Origin of the sequence: Altererythrobacter lutimaris (assembly GCF_013371495.1) — a bacterium.
GTDB lineage: Bacteria > Pseudomonadota > Alphaproteobacteria > Sphingomonadales > Sphingomonadaceae > Erythrobacter > Erythrobacter lutimaris_A.
Window position 1 is genome coordinate 2,005,851 of the sequence record NZ_JABWTA010000001.1, and the last position, 14,832, is coordinate 2,020,682.

14 protein-coding genes are annotated in these 14,832 nt (G+C 58.0%); 6 read left to right on the top strand and 8 right to left on the bottom strand.

Translation table 11 applies throughout. The features are described from left to right. Positions 1–2: 2 nt before the first annotated feature. The 3 genes from HUO12_RS09715 (at position 3) to HUO12_RS09725 (ending at position 3,661) form a co-directional block, all read left to right on the top strand. The gene (locus HUO12_RS09715; protein WP_176273362.1) at positions 3–1,088 is read left to right on the top strand and encodes an AI-2E family transporter; all 1,086 of its coding nucleotides are present in this window, start codon (positions 3–5) and stop codon (positions 1,086–1,088) included. Positions 1,089–1,098: 10 nt separating this feature from the next. Then, positions 1,099–1,863, top strand: a complete 765-nt coding sequence (locus HUO12_RS09720) for a M50 family metallopeptidase (RefSeq protein ID WP_176273363.1) — start codon at positions 1,099–1,101, stop codon at positions 1,861–1,863. Positions 1,864–1,927: 64 nt separating this feature from the next. Then, complete coding sequence (locus HUO12_RS09725) at positions 1,928–3,661, top strand: bifunctional metallophosphatase/5'-nucleotidase (RefSeq protein ID WP_176273364.1); 1,734 nt, start codon at positions 1,928–1,930, stop codon at positions 3,659–3,661. An 18-nt stretch (positions 3,662–3,679) separates the two neighbouring features. On the opposite strand, the gene HUO12_RS09730 is transcribed toward HUO12_RS09725, so the two are convergent. The 7 genes from HUO12_RS09730 to HUO12_RS09760 form a co-directional block, all read right to left on the bottom strand. Next, positions 3,680–4,312 carry a hypothetical protein gene (locus tag HUO12_RS09730; RefSeq protein WP_176273365.1) on the bottom strand — a complete coding sequence of 211 codons (633 nt, stop codon included), beginning with the start codon at positions 4,310–4,312 and terminating at the stop codon, positions 3,680–3,682. Between the two features lie 81 nt (positions 4,313–4,393). Then, positions 4,394–5,188, bottom strand: coding sequence for a DUF1295 domain-containing protein (locus HUO12_RS09735; protein WP_176273366.1), 795 nt, complete (start codon positions 5,186–5,188; stop codon positions 4,394–4,396). Beyond that, positions 5,181–5,810 carry a lysophospholipid acyltransferase family protein gene (locus HUO12_RS09740; RefSeq protein WP_176273367.1) on the bottom strand — a complete coding sequence of 210 codons (630 nt, stop codon included), beginning with the start codon at positions 5,808–5,810 and terminating at the stop codon, positions 5,181–5,183. The genes HUO12_RS09735 and HUO12_RS09740 overlap by 8 nt, the downstream gene beginning before the upstream one ends. Positions 5,811–5,872: 62 nt before the next feature. Continuing rightward, a complete protein-coding gene (locus tag HUO12_RS09745; protein ID WP_176273368.1) occupies positions 5,873–6,376 on the bottom strand; it encodes a zinc metalloprotease in 504 nt (167 codons plus the stop codon). A gap of 62 nt (positions 6,377–6,438) precedes the next feature. Then, positions 6,439–8,046 carry a carboxyl transferase domain-containing protein gene (locus HUO12_RS09750; protein ID WP_176273369.1) on the bottom strand — a complete coding sequence of 536 codons (1,608 nt, stop codon included), beginning with the start codon at positions 8,044–8,046 and terminating at the stop codon, positions 6,439–6,441. Continuing rightward, on the bottom strand, positions 8,043–8,414 hold the full coding sequence (locus HUO12_RS09755; RefSeq protein WP_176273370.1) for a hypothetical protein: 372 nt from the start codon (positions 8,412–8,414) through the stop codon (positions 8,043–8,045). Before HUO12_RS09755 ends, HUO12_RS09750 begins: the two co-directional genes overlap by 4 nt. Then, a complete protein-coding gene (locus HUO12_RS09760) occupies positions 8,411–9,577 on the bottom strand; it encodes an isovaleryl-CoA dehydrogenase (RefSeq protein WP_176273371.1) in 1,167 nt (388 codons plus the stop codon). Before HUO12_RS09760 ends, HUO12_RS09755 begins: the two co-directional genes overlap by 4 nt. 159 nt (positions 9,578–9,736) lie before the next feature. Here HUO12_RS09760 and HUO12_RS09765 point away from each other — a divergent pair, with 159 nt between their 5' ends. The 3 genes from HUO12_RS09765 to HUO12_RS09775 are packed head-to-tail and all read left to right on the top strand — an operon-like array spanning position 9,737 to position 13,574. Further along, positions 9,737–11,248, top strand: coding sequence for a sensor histidine kinase (locus HUO12_RS09765; protein ID WP_176273372.1), 1,512 nt, complete (start codon positions 9,737–9,739; stop codon positions 11,246–11,248). A 23-nt stretch (positions 11,249–11,271) separates the two neighbouring features. Further along, positions 11,272–12,030: an ATP-binding cassette domain-containing protein gene (locus tag HUO12_RS09770; protein ID WP_176273373.1), complete on the top strand. Its 759-nt coding sequence runs from the start codon at positions 11,272–11,274 to the stop codon at positions 12,028–12,030. Then, positions 12,027–13,574 (top strand): ABC transporter permease/substrate-binding protein, encoded by a 1,548-nt coding sequence (locus HUO12_RS09775; RefSeq protein ID WP_176273374.1) that lies wholly within the window; start codon positions 12,027–12,029, stop codon positions 13,572–13,574. Before HUO12_RS09770 ends, HUO12_RS09775 begins: the two co-directional genes overlap by 4 nt. Before the next feature lies 1 nt (position 13,575). Here HUO12_RS09775 and HUO12_RS09780 read toward each other — a convergent pair whose 3' ends face one another. After that, a complete protein-coding gene (locus HUO12_RS09780; protein ID WP_232367497.1) occupies positions 13,576–14,616 on the bottom strand; it encodes a class I SAM-dependent methyltransferase in 1,041 nt (346 codons plus the stop codon). Positions 14,617–14,832: the final 216 nt, after the last annotated feature.

The following is a 14,832-nucleotide window of genomic DNA, read 5'->3' on the forward strand; positions in this document are numbered from 1 at the left end:
CATTGAACAGGGAAACTGAAAGCGATGCCATCAATCGAGGCGGCTTTTACCTGTTCCTTGCTGCGATAACGCTCGCCACCGCATACATCGTCTGGCCCTTCGCAGCACCATTGTTATGGGCGACTCTGGCAGCGATCATGTTCCAGCCGCTTTATCAATGGGTGTTTGCCCGGATGAGCGACAGCCCCAACCGTGCAGCGTTACTGACACTGCTCTTCATCACAGTCGCAATCCTGTTGCCCGGGTTCTTTATTGGCGGCGTGATCGTCGATGAAGCAGCCAACGTGGTTACCGCATTTCAGGATGGCGAAATCGACCTCGCAGCGTGGGCTGGCCAGATCTTGGCCGCCTTGCCTGCAGAGATCCGCGAGTGGCTCGATCAATCCGGCTTCGCTGATATGTCTGAGATCCAAGAGCGCGCGCAGCAATTTATCGGAGAAAGCGCAGGGTTGCTCGCACAGCAGGCCGTAGCGATAGGCGGGGGCGTTTTCGGATTTGTTCTGTCTTTCATCGTCGGCCTCTATGTGACCTACTTCCTCTTGCGCGACGGTAAGAGAATCGCGGCCCGGGTCATGCACGATTTGCCGATGGAGAACAGCGTTGTGCAGCGCTTGTCCGAGCGCTTCCTCGGCATCGTCCGAGCGACCATCAAAGGCTCGGTCGTTGTCGGACTGGTCCAAGGCGCGCTTGGCGCTCTGACATTCTGGATTGTGGGCCTGCCATCGGTCGTCCTCTTCGGATTGCTCATGGCGATATTCTCGCTCCTCCCGGCGGTTGGAACCGGCATCGTTTGGGTCCCGGCAGCGATTTGGCTGCTCGCGACAGGCGCAACCTGGGAAGGCCTCTTCGTAGTGTTCTCAGGCGTTGTGATCATCGGAATGGCAGACAATGTCCTGCGTCCGATATTGGTCGGTCGCGAAACGGGCATTCCGGACTGGATCATCCTTATCACCACTCTGGGCGGGATAGCGACGCTCGGCCTGTCTGGCGTTGTACTCGGCCCACTGGTCGCCGGTCTGTTCCTTGCCGGCTGGTCGATTGTTCAGGAACTACGCGAGCCGGAAGAGCAGATACCGACGGAAAGCTAAGACGGCGACGATGCGTTCCTTAGTTACCTCCGGATCTCAAGGCGAGCAGGCAGGGCGGCTGTTTCTAGCGGCGGTCGTTGTCGTCTTCCTGCCTTACCTCCCATTCGGCAACATTATCGCTTATCCCTTCGTGATCCTGACGACATGGTTTCACGAGATGGGTCATGGCTTCACTGCCATCCTGCTGGGCAACAGCTTTGAACAATTGGTCATTCTCCCCAGCGGGTCAGGTTATGCCTTGTCCAGCATCGCAAGCGATGCTTCACGGTTTGAGCGCGCAGCGATAGCGGCTGGCGGGCCGATTGCGCCGAGCCTGTTTGGCGCAGCATTCATCCTCGCGAGCGCAAAGACCCAATGGTGGAAGCCTGCGTTCTATGCTTTGACCGCAATCCTCGTCCTTTCAGTCGTGATATGGGTACGCAGCTGGGTAGGTGTTTTGGTGCTCCCCGCGCTTGCCGCTCTGTTTGTGCTTGTTGCGAAGAAAGCTCGTCCCGAATGGCAACGCTTCACGCTGCAATTCATCGGCCTGCTCGCAGCGCTCAGCATGTTTCGCGATTGGGATTACCTGTTCTCGAAAAACGCAACCATCAATGGCGAAGTTATGCTGTCCGACACTGGCCAGATGCAAGCGCAGCTTGCTTTGCCGTACTGGTTCTGGGCGGGCGTCATCATAACCATCTGCTTTGCGATTGTGGGCGTGAGCCTGAAGGTCGCACTCGCAGCGAGCACCCGACAAACCAGCAGCTGGAGCCGCCAGGGTTGGCGGAAACGTTGAAGCAAACGCGAAACTCGGACGAACTGTCTTGAGTTTGCCACCTTTCCTAAGCATGACTTACGCCATGAAAAAGCTTGCAACCCTTGGCGCTCTGTTCGCGCTTACAGCCTGTGCTGCGCAGACATCTCCTGAAACTATCAGCGCAATGCCAAGTCCCGAGCCATTTGAATTGCGTGTCATCGGCCTCAACGACTTTCATGGCAATATCGAGCCTGTCTCCCGCGCGCGGATCGCAGAAACCGGGCAAGAGCCCAAGCGGATTGCAGCAGGTGGTGCAGCCTATCTCGCTGCAGCAGTGAGCGAAGCGCGCCAACAGGCAGAACATTCGCTGGTGATCGCGGCTGGCGATCTGATTGGTGCAAGCCCGCTTGCGAGTTCCTACTTCCTTGATGAGCCAGCAATTGGCGCGATGAACCGATTGGGGCTCGACTTCAATGCTGTGGGCAATCACGAGTTTGATCGCGGATGGGAAGAGCTGACGCGTATCCAGGAAGGCGGCTGCGAAAAGCATACCCTGCGCGAGCCTTGCGGTGTCGAGAAGCCATATCCCGGCGCCGATTTCCAGTTCTTGGCTGCGAATGTGGTCATGCCAGACGGAAACACGCTTTTCTCAGCCTACGGCACGCGGATCTATGGCGAAGGCGAAGCTGAAGTCACTGTAGGCGTGATCGGACTGACGCTGGAAGATACCCCTTCTTTGGTCGAGCCAACAGGTGTTGCGGGACTCACTTTCGCGCCCGAAGCAGCGACCATCAATGCCTCAGTAGAAGCGCTGGCCACGCAAGGGGTGGAAGCGATTATCGTGTCGATCCACCAGGGTCTCTACACTGATGTGGGCTATAACGACAAAAGCTGCGGCGGCGTTGCCGGTCCTTTGATCGACATCCTGAAAAAGGTCGATCCGCGGATTGATCTGGTGATCTCTGGCCATACGCACCGTGCCTATGTTTGTGACTTTGCCAAAATCGATCCCGAGCGTGATTTCTGGGTAGTAAGCGCGGCTTCTGCCGGTACTCTCTTCACCGATATTGTATTGGAGCTTGATCCAGCCACAGGCGATGCCCGCGTCATCTCAGCCGACAACAAGGTTGTGCAAGTCGCTGGCGAAAGCGCTGATCCGGCCTACCGTCAGTACCGGCCCGACGCTGAAATTGCGGCCTATGTCGCGCGCTACGTCGAAGCATCGCGCGAAGCAGCTGAACGCCCGGTCGGGCGGATAGCCGTATCAGCAGGAACGCCTGAAGGTGTTTCGCGCGACAGCTCGCTGGGCAATGCCATCGCAGATGCGCAGCTTTTTGCGACACGCGAAGCAGGAGCGCAAATTGCCTTCATGAACAATGGCGGGATCCGCACCAGCCTGAGGCCTGCGGACGACGGAACCATCACCTATGGTGACATTTTCGCGGTACAGCCCTTCGGCAATCAGCTCGTCACACGCACATTCACCGGCGCGCAATTGCTCGCCGTGCTGGAGCAGCAGTTCGATAGCGGAGAGCGGATCATCGGCCTGCAAGTCTCCGAAGGCTTCGCTTTCAGCTATGACATGAGCAAACCCGAAGGCGAGCGGCTGGTCGGCGCAAGCTTCAACAATGAGCCGATCGACCCAGCAAAATCATACCGCGTGACTATGAACAGCTTTCTTGCTGCGGGCGGCGATGGTTTCACGCTCTTCAAGGAAGGAGCAGACAGCGTTGTCGGGCCAGTTGATTTAGATGCGTTCGAATTATGGCTGGCTCAAGTCGATGTGCGATTGCTGCCGGAAACCGGGCGCATTACTGAATTGACGCCTAGGCCTTAACGCGGCCGCGCTGCTTGCTTAGCTGTCTGCCAGCCGCAGCGTGTTGACGCCGCGTGCACCGCCTTCTTCACCGGATAGACCGATAAAGATCGTGTCGATAATGCGCGCAAGCTTTTCTTCGCTGAGCTTTGCATCGATGTGCAGCAATGTGTCTGGCAACGTGTAATTGTTTACCATCTGATTGATTAGCGACAGCGCTTCATCAATCTCGAGACCTGCAAAGAAGCCGTCTGCCTGCGCCTGAACGATGATCTCGCAGAGGTAATGATCGGCCAGATCAACGAAGCTGCGAACCCGTTCAAACCGGGCCGCTCCCAGTTCGCAAACAACAGCGAAGAAGCCTGGATCAGCGCGGTAACGTTCGCGGTTCACGCGGAAACGCCGCACGAAAAACTCATACATCTTGCGGTTCGGCGGCAAGTCTGCAGCCACAACCTCTTCCATGATCGAAACGTGCGGATCCAGCCATATCTCTGCAACCGCTTCTGTCAGATCGTCTTCGTCTTCGAAGATCTCTTCCACACGGTGACGCGAAATGCCTTCTTCGGCAGCCAGCGTTGTCAGCGGGACTTCCGCCCCGCGCTCTCGCACTAGATCAAGGGTGCGTTGCGCCAGGCGCTTGCGTTCGCTGTCTCTTGTTTGAGGGGGCATGACTGGGGGCGCCTCTTTCTGAACGCAGCTTATTTAGGGATGTCAGGGCTTGGATTAAACCCATGCCGCCGCAAAAAAGCTCTACGCTTTGGGCGGCATGGGGAAAAAGGCCGAAGTGCGCCGCTTATAGTCAGCGTATTTGTCACCCTTTGACTTATCCATTCCCTTTTCCAGCAGCGTCACACCCGACCACTTGGTAAGTGTGAAGGTCAGGAATATCGGCCCAGCGATGGTGTAGGAAGCCAATTCAAAGCTGACGCATGCGCATACGAACCAAATGCCCCACCACGCCATGAAATCGCCAAAGTAATTGGGGTGGCGGGTGTAGCGCCAAAGGCCGGTATCAAGCACCTTGCCTTCATTCGCCGGATCAGCCTTGAACTTGGAGAGCTGCCAATCGCCGACCCATTCGAAGAATATGCCGATAAGATAAACCACCAAGCCAAACCATGCGAGCGGCCCGATAGGCGAAGGTTCTGGCGCGCCAAGAATGCCGACTTGCGCAGGACTGGAAACCAGGAACAGCAGCACGGCCTGCATCAGCCAGACTTTGGTAAGCGCGGCGATTGCAAAATTGCCTTTCTCGCGGTCCTTTTTCAGGATCATCTTGTAGCGCTTGTCTTCGCCTTCCTTGGCCCAGCGACGGATCAGATAGATCCCCAGCCGGAATCCCCAGGCGCTCGCCATCGCCATCAGCAGAAAAGCCAAGGCGCCCGGATTCTCCATTTGCAGGAAACTGGTTATGGCAAGGACACCCATGCCTGCGCCCCAAAACGCGTCGATGAAAGAGACGTCATCGATCTTCACGCTGATGATCCATTGGACCAGCACGAGAGCGAGAAGGATCGCGGCGTTTATGGCAAGAGCTTCAAACATCGTTCTTTCCTGCAATGATATCGCGCGCTTGTTGTTCAAGAACCTTATACCGATCGAGATCCGGAATCTTGGAACGGAACCATTCGGCAATCTTCAGCAAGTCCTCGCCGTAATTACCGCTCGGCATGATTGGCTGACTGAACCCGATCGTTCGCTTCGCATTATCAGCATAGGCAAGGACGATAGGCACGCCAGCTGCTTTGGCGATGTTGTAAAAGCCTGACCTCCATTTGCCGTCGGAGCTGCGCGTGCCTTCGGCGGCAATGACAAGGTTCAACTCTTCGCGCCGATCAAACTCGGCCTTCATCTGCTCGACTGTATTGGTCCGCTTCGTGCGGTCAACTGCGATTCCGCCCATATCGAGCATGAAGTTCTTCATCATGCCACCAAACAACGTGTGCTTGCCCATGAAATTGGGCTGCACATTCGAGTGCTTGGTTGCACCGGCAAAAAAGACGAAATCCCAGTTCGAGGTGTGCGGTGCGCCTGCAATAACGCATTTCTTGACGTCCTCAGGAAAGCGCTCAATGATTGTCCAGCCTTTTTGCCAATAGAAGAACAGGATGATCCGATTCACCAGCCGCGACAGCAGCGTGACATTGCGAGTTTCGTTATGACGCAAAGCGAGCCTCTCCCCCTTTTTTGGAACGGCTTAGCAGTTACGCACGCGAAAGCGATAGGGTTTCACAAGATGAAGCTGGGAAGCCATTTCTGACCGAAGACCACCACGCCATAGCCGAACGACATTCCAACCCATGCGGCGAGATACCACATTTTGCTCAGGCCTCGCTCGCGCGCGGCGATCACGAAGAGCGTCAGCATAATTGCGCATACGATGATCGGTAACGTCCACGTGCCAAGGCCGAGGTCACGGCTCACACGCGCTTCATCGTTAGGCAGATTGAGACTTGCAAGCGATGCCATCACCCGCATTGTCATCGTATTCCACAGGATCAACGGTGCCAGATACCCGAACCGCGCTCTCCCAAGGAATGCCGCAAGCGCAATGAGCAGAGTCACAACAGGCCCAGCGATCGAGATCAAATTGCGATGGAGATCGCTTGCATAGGGCCCGTTCATCGGCGTCACGCTGTTAGATGAGAGTCGCACTTCATAACCGAAACTGACGGCTGTCACCGCATGGCCAATCTCATGCAGCCAATGCGTAATGATTATGCAAACGAACAACAGAAAAACGAGAGTGAAAAACCCACGGACACCACTTGTTTGAGAGGGAGCAGTCCTGTCCATTACATCCGGAATACGCCGAATTGGGGTTTCTCTGGAATTGGTGCTTCAAGCGTCGCTGCAAGAGCAAGGCCCAATACATCGCGGGTCTGCACCGGGTCGATCACCCCGTCATCCCATAGCCGCGCAGTGGCGTAGTAAGGGTTGCCTTCGTCCTCGTACTTCTGGCGGATCGGAGCCTTGAACTCTTCTGCCTGCTCTTCTGTCCAACTATCGGCATCGCGGTGGACGGTCGCGAGCACGCTCGCGGCCTGCTCGCCGCCCATCACGGAAATGCGGGCATTGGGCCAGGTGAACAGGAAGCGCGGCGAATAGGCGCGTCCGCACATGCCGTAATTGCCTGCGCCAAAGCTGCCGCCGATCACCACGGTGACCTTAGGCACGGTCGCGGTGGCGACGGCGGTGACGAGCTTCGCCCCATGCTTGGCGATACCTTCCGCCTCGTACTTGCCGCCGACCATGAAGCCGGAGATATTCTGCAGGAACAGCAGCGGGATGCGGCGCTGGCAGGCGAGCTCGATAAAGTGCGCACCCTTTTGCGCGCTTTCAGAAAACAGCACGCCATTATTCGCAAGGATCGCGACCGGCATCCCCCATATATGCGCGAAGCCGCAGACCAGCGTGGAACCGAAATGCTGCTTGAATTCGTGAAACTCGCTGCCGTCGACCAGCCGCGCGATGACCTCTTTGACGTCATAGGGCGCACGCACATCCTCCGGCACGAGCGCGTAGAGCTCATCCGCATCGAATTTGGGCGGGCGCGGGTCTTTCAGCGCGATATCCGAGACTGCACCGGTGTTCGCGCCCAGCTGTGAGACGATGTCGCGTACGATGGTGAGCGCATGTTCGTCATTCTCAGCCAGATGGTCAACCACGCCTGATTTCTTCGCGTGCAGGTCGCCGCCACCAAGGTCCTCGGCAGAAATTTCTTCGCCTGTCGCAGCCTTCACCAGCGGTGGGCCAGCCAGGAAGATCGTGCCTTGATTGCGCACGATGACGGTCTCGTCGGACATTGCAGGCACATAAGCACCGCCCGCCGTGCAGCTGCCCATCACACATGCGATCTGCGGTATCCCGAGTGCGCTCATATTGGCTTGATTGAAGAAGATGCGCCCAAAGTGATCGCGATCCGGGAAAACCTCGGCCTGGTAGGGCAAGTTCGCGCCGCCGCTATCGACCAGGTAGATACACGGAAGACGGTTTTCCTGCGCAATCTCTTGAGCGCGCAAATGCTTCTTCACCGTCATCGGGTAGTAGGAACCGCCCTTTACTGTGGGGTCGTTGCAAACGATCATTACCTGACGGCCTGAGACCCGGCCCACGCCGCAAATCATCGAAGCACCCGAGACATCGCCTTCATACATGCCATTGGCGGCGAGCTGACCAACTTCGAGGAAGGGCGACCCCGGATCGAGCAAGCGCTCTACGCGCTCACGGGGGAGAAGTTTGCCGCGCGAGACGTGCCGCTCGCGATGCTTCTCAGGCCCGCCAAGCGCTGCCTTGGCAACCTCGGCGCGCAGATCGTCGGCAAGCGCCTTGTTATGCGCAAACCGCGCTTTGGCTTGCGGATCCTCGCGGTCGAGCTTTGAAGTGAGAACAGGTGCGGTCATTCGCCGCCTTTCCAAATTAATGTGAAGAACAGGCCGATCAGCGAAACGAAGAACGCAAGGCCAATTATGGCGGTCAGGAAACCGAGTTCCATATTGCCCGCATTGGCCGACGCAGGGTCAAACACTTTGCCAAAAAAGCTGCCGTACAGCATTCCGGCGCAGCTAGCCCAACCAGCAACGAACACGCCCCAGCGAAGGCGCGTGGGTTTCGCCATCAAGATGGCTCCAAGCAAGAGCAAGCCGCCCCAAAAAAAATCATCAAGCACGAACATTATTGGGCGGCCGACACCCCAACTGCGGATCACCTCACCGATCATCAGCGAGAGACCAAGGCCACCTCCAAAGACGCGGAGGAGAATGAGGCTCACCCTGCCGCCCCTATCAACTCACGCCCGATCAGCATCCGCCTGATCTCGTTCGTCCCTGCGCCGATATCGAGCAGCTTGGCATCGCGCATATAGCGCTCCACCGGCCAATCGAGCGTGTAGCCCGCCCCGCCCAGCGCCTGCACTGACTCTGCCGCCACGCGGAATGCGTTTTCGGACGAAAGCAGGATCACGCCTGCCGCATCGAAACGTGTGGTCTCTCCCGCATCGCAAGCTTTCGCGACAGCATAGGTGTACGCACGCGCTGATTGCAGCGCGACATACATGTCCGCGACCTTGGCCTGCATCAGCTGGAAACTTCCGATCGGTTTGCCAAATTGCTTGCGTTCACGAAGGTAAGGAATGACCGTGTCGAGGCAGGCCTGCATGATCCCGAGCTGAAGCCCAGCGAGCACCACTCGTTCATAATCGAGCCCGCTCATCAAAACACCGACCCCGCCATTGACAGGACCCATCACGCGGTCTTCCGGAATGTGGCAGTCGTCAAACACCAGCTCTGCAGTCGGCGAACCGCGCATGCCGACTTTCTCGATCTTCTGGCCGATCGAGAAGCCTTCATCGTCCTTCTCGATCAGGAAAGCGGTAATGCCGCGACTTCCTGCATGACCATCGGTCTTGCCGTAAACCACCAGCGTGTCGGCATAGGTCGCATTGGTGATCCAGAATTTCGTGCCGTTGAGGATATAGCCACCCTGCACTTCTTCGGCCTTCAGCTTCATCGAGACGACGTCCGAACCGGCGCCCGCTTCGGACATGGCGAGCGATCCGACATGCTCGCCCGAGATAAGGCCGGGCAGGTACTTCGCCTTCTGCTCGTCATTGCCCCAGCGGCGGATCTGGTTGAGGCACAGGTTCGAATGCGCGCCGTAGGAAAGCCCGACCGAAGCGCTCGCGCGGCTGACTTCTTCAACCGCGATGACATGTTCGAGATAGCCGAGGCCGAGACCGCCATCTTCTTCCTCAACCGTTATGCCATGCAGACCAAGCTCGCCCATGGCTGGCCACAGATCGCGCGGAAACCAGTCTTCACGGTCTACTTTTTCCGCCAATGGCATGATCTGCTCATCTGCAAAACGGCTCACGCTTTCGCGGATCATCTCCGCACTTTCGCCAAGCTGGAAATCAAAATCAGGGGTTGCACGCATTGTGGGATGAGTCTCCGTTCCTCTTCACCAACCCTTATCAGTGTGAGACGTCGGTGCAACCCAATCTGGTAACATCCGAAACCATTTTCGCGCTGTGTTCTGAAAGCGCATTTGAGTGAAGCGGCAAAACGTGCAAGGGGCGTGGCGCGAGCTCAAGCAATGACATTTGATGCCCATAAACCCTGGCCGAAAGGCGCTGATCCGGACGCCGCTTTGTGCGGCGAGAACGAGCGTCTGCGTGTCATTTCCGGGTTCGGGCTGGACGATTTCGCAGCCGATGAAGAACTCAATCGGATTACGCGCTTCGCTGCGCATCTGTGCAAAGCGCCGATGGCGACGGTCAGTTTGGTGGAAGAGGCCCGGCAACGTTTTCTCGCGCGCGAGGGTCTGAACGACACAGAGACCCCGCGCTCAACCAGCTTTTGCGCGCATACCATGCTTGGCGGCCAGCTGATGGAAGTGCTCGATGCATCGCACGATGACCGTTTTGACGGGTTTGCGACCGTCACTGGCGACATGCATTTGCGCTACTACATAGGCGCGCCGTTGATCTCTGAAGAAGGCGCACCGCTTGGGGCGCTGTGTGTGTTCGATCGCGAACCACGCAGCGAACCATTGGGCGCTCTAGAACGCGAAGGGCTGGAAGTGTTGGCGAGCGCGGTGATGCGCTTTCTCCAGTCGCGCCGTGAAGGGATCGCAGCAGAAACCGCAATCGCGGAAAGCGAAGCCCGCTTCCGTATGCTGGCTGACAGCATCCCCGACATTGCCTGGTCAACCGATCCCGATGGTCGCTTCGATTACTTCAATGCGCGCTGGTACGAGTTTATCGGTGTCGATGCGCGACCTGAGGATGGCTGGGATCAATATTTCCATCCCCAAGACCATGCACGTTGGCACTCGACGTGGGAAACCGCGCGCGAGACCGGTGAGGCTTACGAAACCGAATACCGGTTGAAACATGCGGACGGCAACTATCGCTGGGTGCTGACGCGGGGCCTGCCGGTTCGCGACGGCAAAGGCGAAATCGTTCGCTGGTTCGGGACGATCACTGACATCGATGACACCTATCGCGAATCCGAAGCACGCGATTTACTGGCGCGCGAATTGGCCCATCGGATCAAGAATGTCTTCTCGATCATTTCCAGCCTGCTGACCCTGCGCACGCGCGGAAAACCGGAACTTGCTGAGTTTTCGCAAGAGATGGACCAAGCCATCCGTGCACTCGCGCAAGCGCAAGATTTCGTAATGCCCGTCCGTCCGCAAGACGAGCAGCAATTGCTGGGCTTGCTGGAGATTTTGCTCGCACCTTACAGCAAGACGCGGCCCGATGCTGTCAAACTGAGTGGTGCCTCCATTCAGATCGGACCGCGCAGCGCGACACCGCTCGCACTTGTGATCCACGAGCTCGGGACCAATGCGACCAAATACGGCGCGCTGTCCGCTCCTGATGGTAGCGTAAGTGTGCATGTTGAAGAGCAAGGCGATCTCTTGATGCTTACTTGGAAGGAAACTGGTGGACCCGAAGTCAGCGAGCCATCGAGCGAAGGCTTTGGCACAAGACTGCTTAAGACAACGATTGAAAATCAGCTTGGCGGAAAATTCACTCGTGATTGGGATCCGAGCGGTTTTTCGTGCACCATCACTGTTTCGAAAGCGCATTTGCAAGAGTAATCCTTATCGCTGCCACGCCTAACATGATCACTTTCGACGCTGTCTCTCGCAATTTTGGCGATGTGCAGGCTGTAAAGGAGATCTCTGAATCGATCGCGAATGGCAGCTTTGTGGCGATGGTAGGCGCTTCAGGCTCAGGCAAATCGACATTACTGAAGACCATCAACGCGCTGATCGAGCCTAGCAATGGCCGTGTCCTGCTGGATGGTGAGGACGTGTCATCGCTCCCGCCGCCAGCCCTGCGACGGCGCATTGGCTATGTTTTTCAGGGAATTGGCCTCTTCCCTCACATGAGCGTTGCAGAAAATATCGCAATCGGCCCGCGCCTGGCAGGCGAACGTCTGGAGCCTGCGCGAATTGCGGAACTGCTCGAACTGGTGGAGCTCGAACCAGACATGGCGAGCCGCCTGCCTGATGAATTGTCCGGCGGCCAACGCCAACGCGTCGGGGTCGCCCGTGCGCTCGCGGGAAGCCCGCAAGTCTTGTTGATGGATGAACCCTTTGGCGCGCTCGACCCGATCACACGCGATGCCTTGGGTGAGCGCGTCAGGAAGCTTCACGACCAGCTTGGCCTCACAACAATCATGGTCACACACGACATGGCTGAAGCGCTTCTGCTCGCAGACCGCGTGCTGGTCATGGATGCAGGCGAGATCGTCGCGGACGAAACGCCTCACGCGCTGCTGCAAGGCAACGGCGGAGACATTGCGCAAAGCCTTGTCGCTGTCCCGCGCGAACAAGCGGACAAGCTTTCCGCGATGGAAAAGGGAGCGAGCGCATGAGCGCGTTCCTCACAGCGCTAAGCCGGCTTGGCGATCAGCTTGCTGCGCATGTCCTGCTCGCAGCTTCCGCTATCGCGCTTGGCATTGTCGTCGCCTTGCCTCTCGCGGTATGGGCCTCGCGTTCGCAAGCCGTCGCGCGGGTAACTCTGGGCTTTGCTAGTCTCGTGCAGACAATCCCTGCCTTGGCATTGCTCGCGCTGTTTTTCCCGATCCTGCTGTCACTTCGAGCGGTGTTTGGAGAAGGCTTACCAACACTCGGGTTCCTGCCTGCGTTGCTTGCGCTTGCGCTCTATGCCTTGCTACCAATCCTGCGCAATGCGGTGACTGCGCAGGCTAATCTCGATCCCGGCGTCCTCGAAGCTGCAGACGGGGTTGGTATGACCAGGTGGCAGAAGCTGAAGCTTGTCGAAGCGCCGCTCTCTGCGCCTTTTGTCATGGCCGGTATCCGCACCGCTGCCGTGTGGACGATTGGCGCAGCAACACTTGCAACGACCATTGGTCAGAAAAGCCTGGGCGACCCGATTTTCGCAGGCCTTCAGACGCAGAATTGGGCGCTGGTGCTGGCAGGCTGTTTCGCGAGCGCAGGGCTGGCTTTGATTGCCGATGCATTGCTCGGACTGATTGAGAAAGGACTGGCAACGCGGCGCAAAGCGCTTTGGTCGAGCGGATTGCTCGCCGTCGCGCTGGGCATTGGGGCAGCGCTGTGGGTGCAGTTCGGTGAGCGCGGTGACGATGATCGCATTCTCATCGGCGCGAAGGGTTTTTCCGAGCAATATATCCTCTCGCGGCTTATCGGTCAGCGGCTTGAGGATGCAGGCTACCTCGTGGAATATCGCGACGGGCTCGGCTCTGCGGTTGCGCATAGCGCGGTTGCAAGTAGCGATATCGATATCCTTGTCGACTACACCGGAACCATCTGGACCAATCAGATGAAGCGCAACGACAACCCACCGCGCGATCAGATGCTGGCAGAAATAGAACAATGGGAAAGCGAGACGAGCGGTACTCGCGTGCTGGGCCGGATGGGGTTTGAAAACGCCTACGGCCTCGCGATGCGCGAAGAAGTCGCGGCCGAGCGAGGCTTTGAGAGCATCGCAGACCTTGTGGCAGCGGCTCCCGGCCTCACCATTGGGGGAGACCCCGAATTCTTCGAGCGGCCAGAATGGATCGCAGTACGTGATGCCTACGGCTTGAACTTCGGCGAGAACCGCAATTTTGCGCCGACCTTCATGTATAACGCGCTCAAATCCGGAGAAGCCGATGTCATCAGCGCCTATACCTCGGACGGACGAATTGCCGCGGACAATCTGCGCATTCTCGCAGACCCTGAAGGCGCATTTCCAAACTATGATGCCGTGATGCTGCTTGCGCCGTCACGCGCAGATGACGCAGCGATTGTCGCCGTCCTGCAGCCTCTCATCGGTGCGATTGATGTCGAAGCCATGCGCGAAGCCAATTTCGCCGTCGATCGTGAAGAGGACAAGCTCACTCCCCGTGCTGCGGCTCAAATGCTGACGGATCGGATCGGTCTAGAAGCGCCCTAGATCAGATATCGAAGCCGACGCCGTCCGGCCATTCCGGCGAGCTGACGCCAAGCACTTTGAACAGCAGGCCCATCTGATCATCGGCGACAAGCCGCTGGCGTTGACGCGCAATCAGATCTTGCTTGTCCGGATGACGCCGCTGCAAAGCTTCGGTGCGCGTCTGAATGCCCAGCTCGTTCAGCCATTCGCCTTGCATGGTGAGACCCATGACTTTCGCGCCCTGACGCTCTGCGACCTGACCCAGCATCTCGAAATCGACATGCGCGGTAAGGTCGGAAAGGCCGGGCGCATCGAAGGGATCTATCTTGGTATGCTTCTGAAGCGCTTGCAGCGTGGAGCCCGACGCTAGCTCGCGCGGTCCATAATCGATAATGAGTGCAGCCCCGCCTTGCGCAATCAGCCGATCCGAAATCTCGCTCATGATGGCTGCTGCCGCAGGGCTCGTCTCGATCATCGTGCCTTGCCGCGCATTGCGCCAGCTTGGCGGAACAATATCATCCATCGGTTGATCGCCAGCAACAAAAACAAAACGATCATTCTCATCAAGACCGACCATCCGCTCATGCCAGTTCTGCGCAGAGCGAAGCAATTGATGCACGGGCAGCGCGTCAAAGAACTCGTTTGCAACCAGCAGCATCGGCGCATCTTCCGGCACGCTGGTGATGTCATCGTGATGCTGCACGCCCGGGATCGCCTGACGCTGGATTTCGCGCAAGGCTTCGGAGGCTTCGACAAAGTGGATCTCCGGATCCAACCCGTAGCGGTTAGCGGTGCGCATCGCATCTAGCGTGAGCGTGCCTCGTCCGGGACCAAGCTCGACATAATGGACCTTTTCCGGACTTCCCGCGCGCACCCAGATGTCAGCTAGCCATAGCCCGATGAGCTCACCGAACATCTGCGTAATCTCAGGCGCGGTGATGAAATCGCCTTCATCGCCCAAGGGATCGCGTGCAGCGTAATATTTCGCATTGCTCTCGCCCATATAGCGCGCAAGGCTGATCGGACCGGTTTCGCGGATCACGCGCTGGAACACAGGCCGCATATCAACCGGTTCAGCCTTGGGCCGAGTAGGTGCTGGCGGCGGAACTGGCTCCGGCTCGGGTTCAGGTTCAGGCTCCGGCTCGGGTTCAGGCTCCGGCTCGGGTTCAGGCTCCGGCTCGGGTTCAGGCTCCGGCTCGGGTTCAGGCTCCGGCTCGGGTTCAGGCTCCGGCTCGGGTTCAGGCTCCGGCTCGGGTTCAGGCTCCGGCTCGGGTTCAGG